The sequence below is a fragment of the Actinophytocola sp. genome (genome assembly GCF_035762905.1).
Lineage (GTDB): Bacteria > Actinomycetota > Actinomycetes > Mycobacteriales > Pseudonocardiaceae > DASYTH01.
The window spans coordinates 1-16240 of the sequence record NZ_DASUCC010000005.1 but is presented as its reverse complement, the minus strand read 5'-3'; the positions used below and the strand labels follow the sequence as shown (position 1 = coordinate 16240).

The 16240-nt window shown below is 68.9% G+C and carries 15 protein-coding genes and 1 tRNA gene; 11 read left to right on the top strand and 5 right to left on the bottom strand.

Annotated features, from left to right (window positions below; genetic code table 11):
- The first annotated feature begins 217 nt into the window (after positions 1–217).
- The 3 genes from VFV67_RS00400 (at position 218) to VFV67_RS00390 (ending at position 4054) form a co-directional block, all read left to right on the top strand.
- Entirely contained in the window at positions 218–1372 is a 1155-nt protein-coding gene (locus VFV67_RS00400; protein ID WP_326466308.1) for a hypothetical protein, read from the top strand.
- A gap of 396 nt (positions 1373–1768) precedes the next feature.
- Positions 1769–2212, top strand: coding sequence for a DUF2399 domain-containing protein (locus VFV67_RS00395; protein WP_326466307.1), 444 nt, complete (start codon positions 1769–1771; stop codon positions 2210–2212).
- Positions 2213–2746: 534 nt separating this feature from the next.
- Positions 2747–4054, top strand: a complete 1308-nt coding sequence (locus tag VFV67_RS00390) for a recombinase family protein (protein WP_326466306.1) — start codon at positions 2747–2749, stop codon at positions 4052–4054.
- Between the two features lie 44 nt (positions 4055–4098).
- Here VFV67_RS00390 and VFV67_RS00385 read toward each other — a convergent pair.
- A tRNA-Leu gene (locus VFV67_RS00385) sits at positions 4099–4182 on the bottom strand.
- A 58-nt stretch (positions 4183–4240) separates the two neighbouring features.
- On the opposite strand from VFV67_RS00385, the gene VFV67_RS00380 reads away from it, so the two are divergent.
- On the top strand, positions 4241–5542 hold the full coding sequence (locus tag VFV67_RS00380; RefSeq protein ID WP_326466305.1) for a M20/M25/M40 family metallo-hydrolase: 1302 nt from the start codon (positions 4241–4243) through the stop codon (positions 5540–5542).
- A 65-nt stretch (positions 5543–5607) separates the two neighbouring features.
- Positions 5608–6093 (top strand): DUF2231 domain-containing protein, encoded by a 486-nt coding sequence (locus tag VFV67_RS00375; protein ID WP_326466304.1) that lies wholly within the window; start codon positions 5608–5610, stop codon positions 6091–6093.
- 73 nt (positions 6094–6166) lie between these two features.
- Here the strand turns inward: VFV67_RS00375 and VFV67_RS00370 are convergent, their stop codons facing one another.
- Together VFV67_RS00370 and VFV67_RS00365 are read right to left on the bottom strand one after the other, a co-directional pair.
- Positions 6167–6382 (bottom strand): DUF5703 family protein, encoded by a 216-nt coding sequence (locus VFV67_RS00370; RefSeq protein WP_326466303.1) that lies wholly within the window; start codon positions 6380–6382, stop codon positions 6167–6169.
- Positions 6379–7383, bottom strand: a complete 1005-nt coding sequence (locus VFV67_RS00365) for a hypothetical protein (protein ID WP_326466302.1) — start codon at positions 7381–7383, stop codon at positions 6379–6381. Before VFV67_RS00365 ends, VFV67_RS00370 begins: the two co-directional genes overlap by 4 nt.
- Before the next feature lie 280 nt (positions 7384–7663).
- Here VFV67_RS00365 and VFV67_RS00360 point away from each other — a divergent pair, with 280 nt between their 5' ends.
- Entirely contained in the window at positions 7664–8050 is a 387-nt protein-coding gene (locus tag VFV67_RS00360; protein WP_326466301.1) for a hypothetical protein, read from the top strand.
- Between the two features lie 179 nt (positions 8051–8229).
- Complete coding sequence (locus VFV67_RS00355) at positions 8230–9174, top strand: ABC transporter substrate-binding protein (protein WP_326466300.1); 945 nt, start codon at positions 8230–8232, stop codon at positions 9172–9174.
- Here the strand turns inward: VFV67_RS00355 and VFV67_RS00350 are convergent.
- Positions 9171–10142, bottom strand: coding sequence for an aldo/keto reductase (locus VFV67_RS00350; RefSeq protein WP_326466299.1), 972 nt, complete (start codon positions 10140–10142; stop codon positions 9171–9173). The two genes, VFV67_RS00355 and VFV67_RS00350, sit on opposite strands and share 4 nt — an antisense overlap.
- Before the next feature lie 91 nt (positions 10143–10233).
- Here VFV67_RS00350 and VFV67_RS00345 point away from each other — a divergent pair, with 91 nt between their 5' ends.
- From VFV67_RS00345 to VFV67_RS00330, 4 genes are all read left to right on the top strand, one after another.
- Complete coding sequence (locus tag VFV67_RS00345; protein WP_326466298.1) at positions 10234–11283, top strand: LLM class F420-dependent oxidoreductase; 1050 nt, start codon at positions 10234–10236, stop codon at positions 11281–11283.
- A gap of 32 nt (positions 11284–11315) precedes the next feature.
- Positions 11316–12155 (top strand): undecaprenyl-diphosphate phosphatase, encoded by an 840-nt coding sequence (locus VFV67_RS00340; protein WP_326466297.1) that lies wholly within the window; start codon positions 11316–11318, stop codon positions 12153–12155.
- An 18-nt stretch (positions 12156–12173) separates the two neighbouring features.
- The gene (locus tag VFV67_RS00335) at positions 12174–12902 is read left to right on the top strand and encodes an MSMEG_4193 family putative phosphomutase (RefSeq protein WP_326466296.1); all 729 of its coding nucleotides are present in this window, start codon (positions 12174–12176) and stop codon (positions 12900–12902) included.
- Between the two features lie 74 nt (positions 12903–12976).
- On the top strand, positions 12977–13633 hold the full coding sequence (locus tag VFV67_RS00330; protein WP_326466295.1) for a hypothetical protein: 657 nt from the start codon (positions 12977–12979) through the stop codon (positions 13631–13633).
- Here VFV67_RS00330 and VFV67_RS00325 read toward each other — a convergent pair.
- Positions 13630–16240 (bottom strand): GH92 family glycosyl hydrolase (locus VFV67_RS00325; protein WP_326466294.1); only part of this gene is annotated, 2611 nt, incomplete at its 5' end. The genes VFV67_RS00330 and VFV67_RS00325 overlap by 4 nt on opposite strands.

Genomic DNA, 16240 nt, shown 5'->3' with positions numbered 1-16240 from the left:
CACCCGACTATCGAGACCGAGGAACACTCGATCGAGATAAGCGTGCTTGGCGATGTGTCCGACGGAGTCTCGTGTGCGCCGATGGCCGTGCACATTGATTCCGTGATCTCAGGTTATGTGCTATCAGGCCTATGGCTCCGCTTGACTTCGTGACCAGCCGTAGTGCTTGGATGTTCTGACGCGAGTAACAGGGAGAACCACCAGGTTAGGAGGCGTCATGACCGAGCCCACTCCGGCGGAGCGAAAGACGACGGCCGAGGCGGAGCTCGCAGAGAAGCAGGTCGCTGAGTGGGACAGCCCGCTCGCGAGACGCCGACGAGACGCGGAGAATGAAGCCGCGATTGTGAAGGCCGAGAAGGATGCGGCGGAGGCTCGTCAGAGCCAATGGACCAGCCTCGCACCGATCCTGGCCGACATTCCTCGTGGCGAGACTGCGGTGTCGGGGGATCAGCCGATCGCAGGCAGCGCGCTGGCGATGGACGGACTGCGAGCGGTCGCCGAGAAGGTTGCCGAAATTGTGAAGACCAAGGTGGGCGAACCGACCTCGGTCCTGGTGACAACCGAACCCGACCTTGCCTCCGTCGACGCGGCATACCAGACGGTGGTGGACTCCCTACAAGATCTGATGACGATGGCTCGGCAACTGCTCCAGCAACGGTGGCCACCGCCGGCCGGGCCTGTTGACAGGGAAAAGTCGGGCGCCGAATCTGTGGCCGTCGCCGCGGCCGCTGCCGGGTTCATTACGTCGGTAGTGGGGATGTTCTCCGCGCAGCGCTCCCTTTCGACGTTCGCAACCTCCGTGGACGACCTGTCGGCGAGTGCGGCGGTAGTCGGCGCCCTGATCACCGCTTCGCCCAGCTCAACAGTGCTACACGCCAATTTCCGAATGCGCGGAAAAGGGCAGATTGACAATGACTTCGCGGAGCTGCGTGCCCTCCGGCGTGAGCTCGCCGACAAGGAGCAATCATTCTGGGGAAATATTCGACCTGAATACCAGACGGAAGCGGCGGACCGCAAACAGCAGATCAAGGCGCTCATCACCGCAATTGACATGTTCGACAATTCGGTGCGGACAGTTTCCAGCGGATCCACCAGGTCTGCATTGACAAATGCCGTGCTATATGAGCAGCTCCACCTCGAAGGTTGCATCGATAACGTGTTACTGGTGAAAGGAATCGCGGGATCCGGAACTCAAGTGTTGAACGACCGCCCACTATGGCTCAAAGACAAGTTCTCCGTCATGGCCACCTCGAACATAACCTATATGTTGCTGAACGCTAAGGAAAACCGGATCGTCGCCGCCGGCACAGCATCGGAGACCGTGAGCTGGCAGGGCAAGATCGGGGACCGCGTGGAGCGCGCTGCGAAATGATCTTCATGATCCAGCATGTACAGCGATCGGTCGATGGTGGTCAAGTCGGACCCCGCCGACGGGGGTCTGTAGGCGGGGCTATGTAGTAGCGAGGGGGTGGGGTTGTCCGGTCATTGCGGCCATGCAGTGGCGACTTCTTGCAGGCTGGCGTTGATGTAGGTGGTGGTGGCGGGTCCGGTGATGTCGGTGTGGCTGGCCTAGGCGCGGGCGATGCCGTAGCCGAAGTGGCGTTCGACCCAAGTGAGGATGCTGTGTCGGAGCCAGTGGGTGGAGATGCCTTGGCGACTCAGAGCAGGTGTTGGCCGAGGCGTTTCAGAGGCGGTCGCAGCGCCGCGACGTGAGCGGGCGCCCGTCGCGGTAGCGCTACGGCGGGTCGCTAGGCAGCGCGTACGGCGGGTGGCGGCGTACTCGATCAAGCAATCGGCCAGGGCAGGGCTGATCGGTTGCCAGCGCAGCGTGCTGCCCTGCTCCCGCAGCTGCGGCCGCTATGGCTGTCGGGTACACGGGCGCGCTGGCGTGCACGAGCGGGCACCTGCGAGCGTCGAGTACGCCTTCCTCGAACACGCCGTCGACGGCGGCGTGCGCCTGACCCACGCGGGTGATATTGACCGCGACGGCCTGATCATCGCCCACCAGATCCAGGTGCTATACAAGGCGGAGCTAGCCGGAATGGACGAACGCGTGGCCGCGGCGGCAGGCCCCAATCCGTCAGCGGTGGCGCTCGGCACGCTCCCAGAGAGCACCCCCGCAGGACTCGCCGAAGTCCTGGCCACCCACCACAGGGCCGTCTACCAGGAGAACGACGCCGTCCTGGCCATCCTGCTGAGCGACGCCGAGTGATCACACGCGGTCGTTCGCTGCTGATCATCCGTGGTTCGGTGTCGAGGCTGCGCCGGACCTCCGCTCAGTAGTAGACGTCAAGTAGATCGTCGGCCGTGTCGAGGTCGTGTCGTCGCTGAACGGCGCTAGCGCACAGTCCCAGTCGTCGGCCGCATGGGGCAATCGGCTGCGTTCTAGGGCCACGGCGGGTTGTAGCCATTGATCGCCGTCGTCTCTGGCCACGGTGGAGTCGACAGGCCGCCTGCAGGCCCCTGATCGTGACGGCAGCCCTCAAATGCGTGGGTTCACCTGTGCGGGTCGGTGGCCGTCGCACATCCCGGCGATGCCGCTGGCACGATAGATCACCCACACCCAAGGGTTCGCTCCGACCAGAAAGCCGAACAAGGGTCGGAGGCAACAAGCGTGACTGCGGTGCGGGAATGCGATCAGCTGGCCGGGTGGGCTGCACGCCGTAGTAGGAGGGTGCGGCGGTCGTCGCGGTCGGCTGGCCGGGTTGGTGCGGTGGGTGGGTTGCGGTTCGCCTTTTACGGTCGGATGTCCACCCAGGACTTTCAAGACTGGGCATCGTCGTATGCCTGGCAACGGCACGTCGCCGACGATCTGATAGCCGGCAGCGGAAGAGTCGTGGCTGATTTCTTCGATATCGGGCAGACGCGGCGTACGGCGTGGGCGGATCGGCCGCAGGCCGCTCGACTGCTGGCGGCGTTGGCTCGGCCCGACCGGGGGTTTGACGCCGTGGTGGTCGGCGAGTACGAACGGGCGTTCTGCGGTGACCAACTCATCCACCTGTTGCCGATCTTCGCCGAGCACGGCGTAGCGGTGTGGTTGCCGGAAACCCACGGCCCTATTAACCCCGGCGATCCGACCCATGCGGCATTGGTGCTGTTGCTGGGCGCCCAGTCCCAGCGGGAGGTGCAGCGCTCTCGGTTTCGGGTGTTGGCCGCGATGCGGGCCCAGACCGTCGAGCAGGGCCGCTACCTGGGTGGCCGCCCGCCCTATGGGTATCGCCTGGTTGACGCCGGTCCGCATCCCAACGCCGCCCATGCCCGCTGGGGTCGCCGACTGCACCGCCTCGAACCCGACCCGGCCGCCGCCGATCACGTCCGGTGGATCTTCGCCCAACGATTGGCCGGTCACAGCGCCTCCCGCATCGCCCACGACCTCAACCTCAGCGGCGTGCGCTGCCCCTCGCAGGCCGACCCCGACCGCAACCGCCACCGCACCGGCGCGGGCTGGACTCTGCGCACCGTCGCGACCATCCTGGGCAACCCCCGCTACACCGGTCGCCAGGTCTGGAACCGCCACCACAGCGACCACGCCCCGACCGCGGACCTGCCAGGCAGGCCGGGGGAGTGGGCCGGCACGCCGTCGAGCCGGTCGCAGGACTGGGTGATCTCCAAGACCAGGGCGCACCCCGCGCTGGTCAGCGAGGACGACTTCCTCGCCGCCCAAGCCATCAACGCCACCCCAACCCCGGCCGACGGCACTTCCCGCACCTACGCCCTGGTCGGCCTCCTCCGCTGCGGCATCTGCAGCCGGCGGATGGACTCCCACTGGGTCCACGACCGCCCCGGCTACCGCTGCCGCCACGGCCACACCAGCGCCAAACCCACCACCGCGGACAAGCCCAAGACCCTCTACCTGCGCGAAGACGTCATCTGCGCCCGCATCGCCCAGAGCTACCCACACCTCACGACACCCGGTCAGAGTACGAAGCCCGATCCGGCGGAACTGGCGCACGCGCTCCGCGAGCGCGATATCATGATCTTGTGTGATACCGACAGCTGCGCCCTCGACATGAGATCATCGACCGGGCATCCACAGCTGCAATTGATCACATGAGACGAGCGACGAACGCGACCACGCGCAGTTCGTGGGGGTTAACGTGTCCGAGGGGGGACTTGAACCCCCACGCCCTTGTCGGGCACTAGCACCTCAAGCTAGCGCGTCTGCCATTCCGCCACTCGGACCGGTGTGGACAGGGTATCGGATGGGGGGTGGGGGGCGGGAAGGTGGTAGGAAGGCGGGGTGGTTGAGGACGAGGTGGTGCGGCTCACTAGTGAGCTTATTCGTATTGATTCTACGAATACGGGGGACTTGGCGACTACTGTGGGTGAGCGGGAGGTCGCGGAGTATGTGGCGGGGGAATTGGGGGAGGTGGGGTACGAGTGCACGCTGGTTGAGTCGGGGGCGCCTGGTCGGCTGAATGTGTTCGCTCGGTTGGCGGGGAGTGAGCGGGAGCGGGGGGCGCTGTTGGTGCATGGGCACCTGGATGTGGTGCCGGCGGATCCGGCGGAGTGGTCGGTGCATCCGTTGTCGGGGGCGGTGCAGGACGGGTACGTGTGGGGGCGCGGCGCGGTCGACATGAAGGACATGGTGGCCATGACGATCGCGGTCGCGCGGCGGTTCAAGCGGGAGGGGGTGGTGCCGCGGCGGGATCTGATCTTTGCGTTCGTCGCCGATGAGGAGGCGGGGGGGACGTACGGGTCGCAGTGGTTGGTGGAGAACCGGGCGGATCTGTTCGAGGGGGCCACCGAGGCGATCGGGGAGGTTGGGGGGTTCTCCGCCTCGCTCGGGCCGGATTTGCGGGCGTACTTCATCGAGATCGCGGAGAAGGGGATCGCGTGGATGCGGCTGCGGGTGCGCGGCCGGGCGGGGCACGGGTCGATGCTGCACGAGGACAATGCGGTCACGAAGTTGGCGGAGGCGGTCGGGCGGCTGGGGCGGCACCAGTTCCCGATCGTGATGACCGACTCGGTGCGGCAGTTCCTGGACGGGGTAGCCGAGCTGACCGGGTTGACGTTCGATGAGGACGATCTCGACGGGTCCGTGGCGAAGCTGGGACCGCTGGCCCGGGTGGTGGGGGCGACGCTGCGGGACACCGCCAACCCGACCATGCTCAACGCGGGGTACAAGGCGAACGTGATCCCGTCGGTGGCCGAGGCCACTGTGGACTGCCGGATCCTGCCCGGGCGGCAGGAGGCGTTCGAGCGGGAGCTGGACGAGATCCTGGGGCCCGACGTGGAGCGGGAGTGGATCACGCATCTGCCGCCGGTCGAGACCACGTTCGACGGTGAGCTTGTGGACGCGATGAAGGCGGCCATCACCGCCGAGGATCCGACGGCGCGAACGTTGCCGTATGTCCTGTCCGGAGGGACGGACGCGAAGGCGTTCCACACCTTGGGAATCCGGTGTTTCGGCTTCTCCCCGCTGCGGTTGCCGTCCGACCTGGACTTCACCGCACTGTTCCATGGGGTGGATGAGCGGGTGCCGGTGGACGCCATACAGTTCGGCGTTCGGGTGCTCGACCGGTTCCTCCGGACGTGTTGACTGTCTGAACCGGACGGATTCGGCGCGCGTAGTACTGTGATCATCCGCTGGTCGAGGAGGCGCCGATGCCCGAGTTCGTCAACGGTCTTCCCCTGCACGCCCTGGTCGTGCACTTCGTGGTGGTGCTCCTGCCGCTCGCCGTCCTCGGCGCGGTGGTGGTGGCGCTGTGGCCGGCGGCGCGGGCTCGGTTCGGCTGGCTGGTGGTCGGGGCGGCCGCGGTGGCGACCATTCTGGTGCCGATCGCCACGGACAGTGGAGAGAAGCTCGAGACCCGGCTCCCGCGCAGCGATCAGATCGACGATCATCAGGATCTGGGGCAGCAGCTGATCTGGTTCGCGCTGCTGTTCCTGGTAGCCGTTGCGGCGTTGATGGTGGTGCACGAGGTCGGCCGGCGGCGGGAGGTGAGCTGGGGGAAGGTCGCCACGATCGCGGTGGCGGTGGTGACCATCGGGGCCTCGGTCGCGACGGGCGTGCACGTGTTCCGGGTCGGCGAGGCCGGCTCCCGGGCGGTCTGGGAGGGCTACGAGAACGTCCCACCGCAGGAGCGCTGACGGCGCACGGTTCCGGCGCGGAGGACCGGGCCGCGCGATGGGCGGGTCGCCGGCACCTCGGCGACCCCGGGGTCTAGACGATCACGCCGGGTAGGAGGTCGTTGCGCCGCCGTCGCTTCAACCACACCTTGCGCGAGCCGTCCGAGTAGAGCCGCACGGTGGACAGCTCCCAGCCCGAGTATTCGGCGTGGATGGACAGTTGCGTGGCCGCCGCGCGCCGCGAAATCCCGGGCGGGAGGCGCAGCGGCCGGTACTCCCAGTCCCCGTCGATCACCCCGTCAGTGTTCATGGTGCGATCACCTGTATCCCTTCTCCAGTGGCGGACGCGACGAACACGCGGCCGCTGCCGGGGTCCACGGTCACCGAGTTGGGCTGCCCGACGGTGGGGAAGCGGTACCGCTCGCGCGGCTCCTCGCCCGCCACCTGGTAGCCGACTACCTCGTTCTTCGCGGTCAACGTGACCCAGGCCAGGTCCCTGGCCGGGTCGTAGGCGATGCCGAACGGCGCGCCGGCGACCGGGTAGCGCTGCCGCAGCAGCAGCGGATCGGCCGAGAACGCGAGCAGCGCCTCGCCCCGCGTGTCCACCACCAGCACCCGGCCGAATCGGTCGGTGACGGCGTTGGTCGAGCCCTCGCCGGCGCGCAGGCCCTCGCGGATCGCGCCGGCCGGGACGTCCAGCCGGAACACCGCGTTGCGCAACCGGTCGAGCACCACCGCGTCGTCACCGGTGGCGAGCACCCGGTCGGCGCTGAACATGCCGCCGGAGATCACCCGTCGCACGGCGTCCTCGCCCACCACGGCGACCTCCCGGCCCTCCCGGAGGGCGACCAGGGTGTCCCCGTCGGCCTGCGCGGCGCTCACCGGGGCGCCGGCCATCGTGGTGGTGGTGGCGGTGCCGGCGGGCAGCGTGATCCGCACCAGGGCCCCGCCGGCGGCGACCAGCAGCGGTCCGCCGTCGCCGGCCGGCCGCAGGTCCTCGGCGGCGCCGGGCAGCGGCACGGTGCGGGGAGTCGCGGACAGGTCGTCCAGCCGGTACAGGAGCACGGCCGCCGGCTCGGCCACGGCCACGGCGAGTAGCCCGGCCCGGGGGTCGATGGCCAGCGCGGTCGGACTGCCGGCGAGCCGAACCACGGTCCCCGCCGGGGTGGCAGCGGGCGGAGGGGAGACGGCGGGCGTGGCCGCGACCGGGGAGTCGGTCAGCATCAGCTCGTCGGTCGGCTCGTCCGTCGCCGAGCACCCGGCGAGCGCCGCCGCGCCGACCAGCACGGTCGCAACCAGGCGACGCAACATGTACCTCCAACCCGACCCCGGCGACACCCCGCGAAGCCGGCAACTTCACGTCGCGGTCATCGGGACGTTACGCCCAGCATCCCCTGTGTTTCCTGGCCCTGGCAAGCACCCCGACCGCCGGGACAGACAGTAACTGTGTCGGCGCGGATCGCCGACCAGCACATCCCGGCAGCCCATCACATTCAGCCGAACGGGTGAGTGTGAATAAGTGCTGGTCGGGGCTTGTAACAAACTGATATCGATGGTCGAATCCCAGGTCAGGGAGCGGAGGAGGTCAACGATGACCATCGATCCGATGAACGCGCCGATTTTCGGTGACACCGGCCCCGCGGACCCGCCGCGACCGGTCCGGGTCGCCTCCGGGCTCCTGCTGGGGAACGTCGCACTGACCGCCGCGTACCGGGCGTACACCGACCTCGACGAGAGCTTCCCGATCTTCCTGGTGCCGCTGACCCTTGCCGCCTGGTTCGCCGTCAGCATGCGCTCCGGGCACGGCTGGGCCCGCACGGCCGCCACCCTGCTCTCCTGCCTGCTCATCGGAATGATGGCGTTACTGATCGACTACAGAATGCTCGACGTGGTCGTGCTCGTATTTTCCACAGGCCTATTACTCACCGCAATTAAGCTGATGTGGCGGAGTGACGTAAATTCCTATTTCCAACCATGATCGACCGCTTCTGTAGGTGCTCGCACACATGCTGTGATCAGCTCAGATAGGACTTAAGTCCCTAGCCGGACCGCTCCTGTGGCCACGTAACCTGTCGGCTGGCCGCCGGTTATTTTCTCGAGGGTTGAGCCACGGCATCGAGGAGCATGTTTAAGTTGGTTAACACATCACCGAAGGGCTTGAGCAGGCGCACGTTCTTGTCGGCGAGCGGTGCGTTACTGCTCGCCGGTTGCGCGTCCGGCGAGGAGAACACCGCGGCGAGGGTGGAGGTGCCCGAGGTCCGGCTCGGCGTGCTCGCCGTCCCGGACACCGCGCCGCTGTACCTGGCCCAGCGGCAGGGCATCTTCGAACGTGCCGGCCTGCGGCCCAAGATGGTCGAGTCCCAGCTCACCGGCGACAACCGGTTCGACCTGGAGAACGGCTCCGAGGACATCCACTTCGACAGCTGGGTGACGATCTTCCTCAACATCGCCGACGGCGCCGACTGGGTGCTGGTCGGCGAGGCCTACCAGACCAGCACCAACACCAGCGCGCTGCTCACCAGGACGGACTCGAAGCTGCGCGACGTCCAGGACCTGCGGGGCACCCGGATCGGGGTGAACAACCCGAACGGGCTCGGCACCATGCTGATCAACGCGCTGCTGTCCACCCGTGGGATCAGCCCGAGCGAGGTCCGGTACGTGGAGATCCCGTTCGACAAGATCGGCGCGGCGATCAAGTCCGGCCAGGTGGACTCCGGCTGGCTGGTCGAGCCGTACCTGACCACCGCCCAACTGGAGAACGGTGCGGTGCCGTTCGCCGACACCGCCGCCGGCGCGACCGTCGAGCTGCCGCAGTCCGGCTACGTGTGCGCCCGCAGCTTCGCCGAGCGCAACCCGCAGACGATCAAGGCGTTCCAGGCCGCGCTGGTGCAGGCCCAGGTGGAGGCGGCCGACCGGACCGCCATCGAGCGCGAGCTGATCGAGTACCTCAAGGTGAACAACACCGTCGCCGCGCTGATGAACATGGGCACCTACCCCAGCTCGCTGCGCGCGGTCCGGCCGCAGCGGGTGGCGGACCTGATGCGCACCCAGGGCACGCTGAAGAAGGACATCGACGTGTCCAAGTTGGTGATCAACGGCTAGCCGAGCCGGCGCTCGGGGTAGCCGAGGTCGATGCCGCTGACATCGTCCAGCGCCGCGCGGATCGCCTCCGGCAGGGTGAGCTCCTCGGAGATGAGCGAACCGAGCAGCTGGCCGGTGTCGCGCGCACCGACGATCGGGGCGACCACACCGGGCCGGTCCCGCACCCAGGCCAGCGCGACCGACAGGGCCGAGGTGGCCAGGCCGTCGGCGGCGGTGACCACGGCCTGCACGATCCGTGCGGCGCGGTCGGTGCGGTGGTGCTCGACGTACGCCGCGTAGTGCGGGGACGCCCCGCGGGAGTCGGCCGGGGTGGCCGCCCGGTACTTCCCGGTCAGCACCCCCCGGCCGAGCGGCGCCCAGGGCAGCAGGCCGATTCCGTGGTGCGCGGCGGCCGGCAGCACCTCGCGCTCGATCCCGCGCTCCAGCAGGGAGTACTCGACCTGGGTGCTCACCAGGGGGACATCGCCCGAGCGCTGCGCCATGGCGGCGGTGGCCAGCTGCCAACCCGAGTAGTTGCACACACCGGCGTAGCGCACCTTGCCGGCGCGCACCGCCGTGTCCACCGCGGACAGCGTCTCCTCGATCGGGACCTCGACGTCCCAGGCGTGCAGCTGCCACAGATCGATGTGGTCGACGCCGAGCCGGCGCAGCGACCCGTCGAGCGCGGTGAGCAGCGCGCCCCGCGACGCGCCGCCGCCGAACGGGCTCGCATCCCGCCGGGCCACCGCCTTGGTGGCCAGCACGATCGCGTCCCGGGGTACCAGATCGCCGAGGATGCCGCCGAGGATCCGCTCGCTCTCCCCGTTGCCGTAGACGTCCGCGGTGTCCACCAGGGTCCCGCCCAGGTCGACGAAGGCGACCAGCTGGCTCGCTGCCTCGTCGGCGTCGGTGTCGGTGCCCCAGGTCATCGTGCCCAGCCCAAGCCGGGACACCCGCAGCCCGCTGCGACCGAGGTGTCGTTGCTCCACGGGCTGCGAGCCTAAAGGCAGGTCAGCAACGCCGCCGGGCGTGGTCTCACACACAGTTGGCGACCGGTCAACGACAGGTAGAGTGCTGCGAATGCGACTCGGACTGAACCTGGGCTACTGGGGTGCGGGCAATGACGCCGCCAACCTCGAGCTGGCCAAGGAGGCCGACCGGCTCGGCTACGCGGTGGCCTGGGCCGCCGAGGCGTACGGATCGGACGCGCCGACCGTGCTGACCTGGGTGGCCGCGCACACCGAGCGCATGGACGTTGGCAGCGCGATCCTTCAGATCCCGGCCCGGGCACCGGCGATGGCCGCGATGACCGCCGCCACCCTGGACACGCTGTCCGGCGGCCGGTTCCGGCTCGGTCTCGGCGTGTCCGGTCCGCAGGTGTCCGAGGGCTGGTACGGGGTCAAGTTCGACAAGCCGCTGGCGCGCACCCGCGAGTACGTCGACATCGTCAAGAGCGCGCTGCGCCGCGAGCGGGTCAGCTACGCGGGCCGGCACTTCACGCTGCCGCTGCCGGACGGGCCGGGCAAGCCGCTCAAGCTGATCGTGCACCCGGTGCGCCCCGAGATCCCGATCTACCTGGCCTCGATCGGACCGAAGAACCTGGAGCTGACCGGCGAGATCGCCGACGGCTGGCTGGCCATCTTCTACTCCACCGAGTTCGCCGGCGAGCAGCTCGAGTTGATCAGCAAGGGCCGGGCCAAGGCCGGCAAGACGATGGCCGGCTTCGACGTGGTGCCGACCATGCCACTGGTGGTCGCGGACGACTGGCGGTCCGTCGCGGACCTGGTGCGGCCGTACGCGGCGCTCTACGTCGGCGGCATGGGCAGCCGCGAGCAGAACTTCTACAACAACCTGGCCTGCCGGATGGGCTACGAGGCGGAGGCCGCCGAGTGCCAGGACCGGTACCTGGCCAAGGACTACGCCGGCGCCCAGGCCGCGGTTCCGCTCGGCTTCATCGATTCCACCTCGCTGCTCGGCCCGCGCGAGCGGATCGCCGAGAAGATGGTCGCCCTGGCCGAATCGGGGGTCACCACGCTGACCGTTTCGGTCGCCCTGCAAGATCTTGAGCGCGGCACGGCGGCGTTGCGGATCGCCGCGGAAGCTCTGGACAAGGCCGGGGTCGGCGACTGAGGCTCGCCGCCGCGCATGGCGAGAGGGAGTAAGTGAGCAGCACGATCAGCGTCCTCGACGCTGCCATTCTCGGCGTCGTCGAGGGTCTGACCGAGTTCCTGCCGGTCTCTTCGACCGGACACCTGAAGATCGTCGAGGGGTTGCTGGGCATCCCGGTGGACGACCCGGCCGTGGTCGGGTTCACCGCGGTGATCCAGGTCGGCGCGATCGCCGCGGTTCTGGTGTTCTTCTTCGGCGACATCGCCCGGATCACCCGGGCCTGGTTACACGGGTTGCGCCATCGCGATGCGCGCGGCGGCTACGACTACCGGTTCGCCTGGTGGGTGATCTACGCGACGATCCCGATCGTCGTGGTCGGCATCGCCGCCCAGGAGCTGATCAAGGGACCGCTGGCGTCGCTGTATGTCGTTGCCGGCTCGCTGATCGTCGGCAGCGGCGTGATGTGGCTGGCCGAACGGATCGGCACGCAGAAGCGCGGCGAGCAGGACGTCACGCTGCGCGACACGATGATCGTCGGGTCGTCGCAGATCCTCGCCCTGTTGTTCCCCGGGTTCTCCCGGTCCGGAGCGACCCTGTCCGCGTCGTTGATGCTCGGCCTGGACCGGGTGTCGGCCACCCGGCTGTCGTTCTTCCTGTCCATCCCGGCGCTGACCGGGGCCGGGATCTACGAGCTCAAGGACGCGCTCGGGCACGGGGTGGGCGCCGCGCCGCTGATCGTCGGCACGGTGGTGTCGTTCCTGGTCGCCTACGCCTCGGTGGCCTGGCTGCTGCGGTTCGTCGCCCGGCACACGATCAACGGGTTCGCGGTGTACCGGGTGGTGGTCGGGGTGCTGCTGTTCTGGATGCTGGGCGCCGGAGTCCTGGAGCCGTAGCGCCGTAGGCTGCACCACGTGGCCACGGTCGTCCTGCTCAGACACGCCCGCTCGACGGCGAACGGATCCGGTGTGCTCGCCGGGCGGTCCGCCGGGGTGGAGTTGGAGCCGGGTGGGCAGCAGCAGGCCGAGACGCTGGTGGAGCGGTTCGCCCCGGTGCCGCTGGCCGGGATCGTCAGCTCGCCGCTGACCCGCTGCCGGCAGACCGTCGCGCCGCTGGCCGGCGCCCGCGGGCTGGAGCCGCTGATCGAGGCGGATCTGTCCGAGGTGGACTACGGGGCCTGGACCGGCCGGGAGCTCAAAGCTCTGGTCAAGGAGCCGTTGTGGAACGTGGTGCAGCAGCACCCGTCGGCCGCGGTGTTCCCGGACGGCGAGGGCCTGGCCGCCGTACAGGCCCGGGCGGTGGCCGCGGTGCGCGCGCACGACGCCCGGATCGGCGCTGCGCACGGCGACACGGCGGTCTGGCTGTTGTGCAGCCACGGCGACGTGATCAAGGCGATCCTGGCCGATGCGCTCGGCCAGCATCTGGACTCGTTCCAGCGGATCGTGGTCGACCCCGCGTCGGTGTCGGTCGTCCGCTACACCGACACCCGGCCGTTCGTGTTGCGAATCAACGACAACGGCGGCGAGTTGGCCAGCATCGTGCCGGCCCGGCCGGAACCAGGCACGGCGCCCGGCGACGCCACCGTGGGCGGATCCACCGGACAACCACACAACGAACACCCCGACACGAACCGGCCGAAATAGGCGACTAGGGACGTGGGCCTGTGCCAGGATCAGGCCCGATCCGCCACCCCTCGGCGGCACTGGAGGAGTCCCCGATGAGCCAACCCCCCTACGGTCAACAGCCCGGAAACTACGGGCAATCAGGCGGATACCCGCAGCAACCCAGCGGCGGCTACCCGCAGGCGCCCGGCTACCCGACCTCACCCCCCGGCGGGTTCCCGCAGCAGAGCGGCGGATATCCGCAGGCGCCCGGCTACGCCTCGGCGCCCGGTGGACTTCCGCAGGCCCCACCCGACTACGGCCAGGGCGGTCCGGTCGGCCGGCCCGGGTCGGCCACCGCCGCCGCCGTGCTCGGCTTCGTGCAGGCCGGCATCACCACGCTCACGACCCTGCTGCTGTTCCTCGGGTTAGCGCAGGTTGGCGATGTCGCCGACACCAGCGGGGTGGCGATCGCCTGGGCGATCGCGCTCGGTCAGCTGGCCGGCATCGTGCTGCTGATCTGGGGCGGCGTCCAGCTCATGTCCGGCGCCGGGCGTGCGCTGTTCCTGGCCGGCGCGGCGTTGGAGATCGTGCTCTCGCTGGTCTGGCTGATCCGGTTCGCCGCCGCCGAGACCGCCGGGTTCTCGCTGGCCGAGAACGTCCAGTCGTTCGGCGTGTTCATGGCCATCATTTTCGCGATCATGCCGGTGATCGGTCTGATCCTGGCCATGGGCGGGGCCACTACCCAGTACGTGCAGTCCCGGCGCGCCTAGGCCAACAACTCGATCTCGGCGATGGTGAGGGTGCGCTCACCGCTGGCCGCGGTGATCCGCAGCCGGTAGTGGGCGTACTCCCCGGGGTCGGCCACGGTGAACGCGCGGGTCTGCCGGCGCCAGCGGAACTCCTCGCCGGTGCGCTCGTCGACGGTGGTCCACCGGTGGCCGTCGTTGCTGCCCTCCAGCACCCAGTCCTTCGGGTCGCCCGGACGGGACCCGGAGGTCAGGGTGTAACGGCGTACGGCGGCGCGCGAGTCGCGCAGCGAGTAACGGATCCAGATCGGCGGCTCGTCGAACGTGGCCTCTCGGCCGGTGCCGTCGAACACCGGGACGGGTTCCTCGCCGCCGCTCCAGGTGGACCGGCCGGACCGCGAGTCGGTGATGTCGTGCAGCGGCAGCGGAACCTCCGGGCCGTCGGTCAGCGACGGTGGCCGGGCGTCCGGGCCGGTCGCCCAGTCCGACGGCTCCGGGCCCATCTCGAAGTCCAGCACCGCGCCGCCGGCCAGCAACTCGTGCGGCAGCCAGCACTTGTCGTAGGGCCGGCCGTCGACCCGAAGCGCCCGCACGTAGATGTTGTCCCGGGAGTTGTTGGGCGCGTTGATCACCAGGTCGCGCCCGTTCTCCAGATGGACCACCGCCTTGCGGAACAGCGGTGAGCCGATCACGTAGTACGGGCTGCCCACCTGCAACGGGTAGAAGCCCAGCGCGCTGAACAGCCACCAGGCGGACATCTCACCGTTGTCCTCGTCGCCGCAGTAGCCCTGGCCGATCTCGCTGCCGGAGTAACCGCGGGACATGATCTCCCGGACCTTCTCGGCGATCTTGGCCGGCTGACCGGTGTAGGCGTACATGTAGCCGATGTGGTGTGCGGGCTGGTTACTGTGCCCGTACTGACCCATCCGCACGTCCCTGGCCTCGGTCATCTCGTGGATGGTCCGGCCGTAGGAGCCCGGCAGGTCGGCGTCCTCCGGGGTGTCGAAGAACTCGTCCAGCTTGGCCGCCAACTCCTTGGGCCCGCCGTGCAGGTTGGCCAGGCCCTGTCCGTCGTGCGGCACGCTGAACGCGGTGTTCCACCCGTTGGTCTCGGTGTAGTCGTGGCCCCACACCCGCGGGTCGTAGTCGTCCGGGGCCAGCCGGAAGCGATGGTCGGAGCGGCGGCCCAGGAAGAACCCGGTGTCCTGGTCGAAGCAGTAGACGTAGTGCCGGGCCCGGTCCAGGAAGTACCCGTGGTTGTCCTGGTCGCCGAGGGCCTTGGCCAGGTTGGCGATGCCGAAGTCGTTGAGGCAACCCTCCAGAGTCCAGGACACGCTCTCGTCCACCGTGGTGGGCGTGTAGTGCAGGAAGATCGACTCGTGCAACCCGCGCCGGCCGACCGAGTCGTTCGGCGAGCTCACCGTCGCGTTGCGCAGGGCGGCGGCGTAGGCGCCCTGCACGTCGAAGTTGGTCACGCCCTTGAGGTAGGCGTCGGCGAACGCCACGTCCGAACTGGTCCCGGTCATCAGGTTGGCGTAGCCGGGCGAGGACCAGCGGGACAGCCAGCCACCGTCGCGGTAGTGCTGGACGAAGCCGTCGATCAGCTCGCCGCACCTGGTCGGGGTGAGCAGCGCGTAGGCCGGCCAGCAGGTGCGGTAGGTGTCCCAGAACCCGTTGTTCACGTAGACCTTGCCGGGCACCAGCTTCGCCATGGACGCGGTCGGCGTGTCGGCACCCAGCCGCGCGGAGAACGGGCTGGCGTAGTAGTACTCGGGCCGCTCGGCCGTGCCGGTGTTCTCGAAGCCGCTGTTGGGATAGAGGTAGAGCCGGTACAGGTTGGAGTAGAGCGTGGTGAGCTCCTCGTCGGACGCGCCCTCGACCTCGATCCGGCCGAGGATGTCCTCCCAGAGCGCCCGGGCCCGGTCCCGGACGGTGTCGAAGGTGTCCGCCGCGGCGATCTCCAGGGCCAGGTTGCGCTTGGCCTGGGCCAGGCTGATCAGCGAGGTGGCGATCCGCATGGTCACGACGGTCGGCTCGTCGCCCTCCTCGGGCAGGAACCGGAGGAAGCCGGTGACCCGGTTGGACAGTCCACGCCAGAGCCGGCCGGACTCGATCACCTTGCGATCGAAGGTGGCGTAGACGAACATCCGGCCGGCACCGGTTGACAGTCCACTTCGGACATCGGAGTAGCCGGACACGGTGCCGGTGTCCGGGTCGAGGGTGAGCCGGCCCTGACAGCTCACGTTGTCGAAGATCAGCCCGGCCTCCTCGCCGGGGAAGGTGAATCGGAACACTGCCGCGTGGTCGGTCGGCGTGATCTCGGTGCGCACCTCGTTGTCGAATCGCACGCTGTAGTAGTGCGGCCGGGCGATCTCGTTGGCGCGCTTGAAGGTCAGCGCGCGGGCGTGCCGGCCGGGCTTGATCCGGCCCGGTGCCGCGGTGGGCATCACCTGGAACGTCTGCCGGTCACCCATCCACGGGCTGGGCAGATGGCTCACCGCGAACGCCTGCAGCGCCGGGCGGTTCTGCTCGTCACTGCCCCGGTGGTACTCGTAGATCCAGGAGGTCGAGCCGGCGTCGGTGACCGGGGTCCAGAAGTTGAACCCGTGCGGCACCGCGGTCGCCGGGAAC

Excerpts from the sequence above, each read along its gene's own strand:
- VFV67_RS00390 (WP_326466306.1), top strand. The coding sequence starts at position 2,747 with ATGTCCACCCAGGACTTTCAAGACTGGGCATCGTCGTATGCCTGGCAA.
- VFV67_RS00345 (WP_326466298.1), top strand. The coding sequence starts at position 10,234 with ATGCGACTCGGACTGAACCTGGGCTACTGGGGTGCGGGCAATGACGCC.
- VFV67_RS00375 (WP_326466304.1), top strand. The coding sequence starts at position 5,608 with ATGCCCGAGTTCGTCAACGGTCTTCCCCTGCACGCCCTGGTCGTGCAC.
- VFV67_RS00370 (WP_326466303.1), bottom strand. The coding sequence starts at position 6,382 with ATGAACACTGACGGGGTGATCGACGGGGACTGGGAGTACCGGCCGCTG.
- VFV67_RS00360 (WP_326466301.1), top strand. The coding sequence starts at position 7,664 with ATGACCATCGATCCGATGAACGCGCCGATTTTCGGTGACACCGGCCCC.
- VFV67_RS00400 (WP_326466308.1), top strand. The coding sequence starts at position 218 with ATGACCGAGCCCACTCCGGCGGAGCGAAAGACGACGGCCGAGGCGGAG.
- VFV67_RS00365 (WP_326466302.1), bottom strand. The coding sequence starts at position 7,383 with ATGTTGCGTCGCCTGGTTGCGACCGTGCTGGTCGGCGCGGCGGCGCTC.
- VFV67_RS00330 (WP_326466295.1), top strand. The coding sequence starts at position 12,977 with ATGAGCCAACCCCCCTACGGTCAACAGCCCGGAAACTACGGGCAATCA.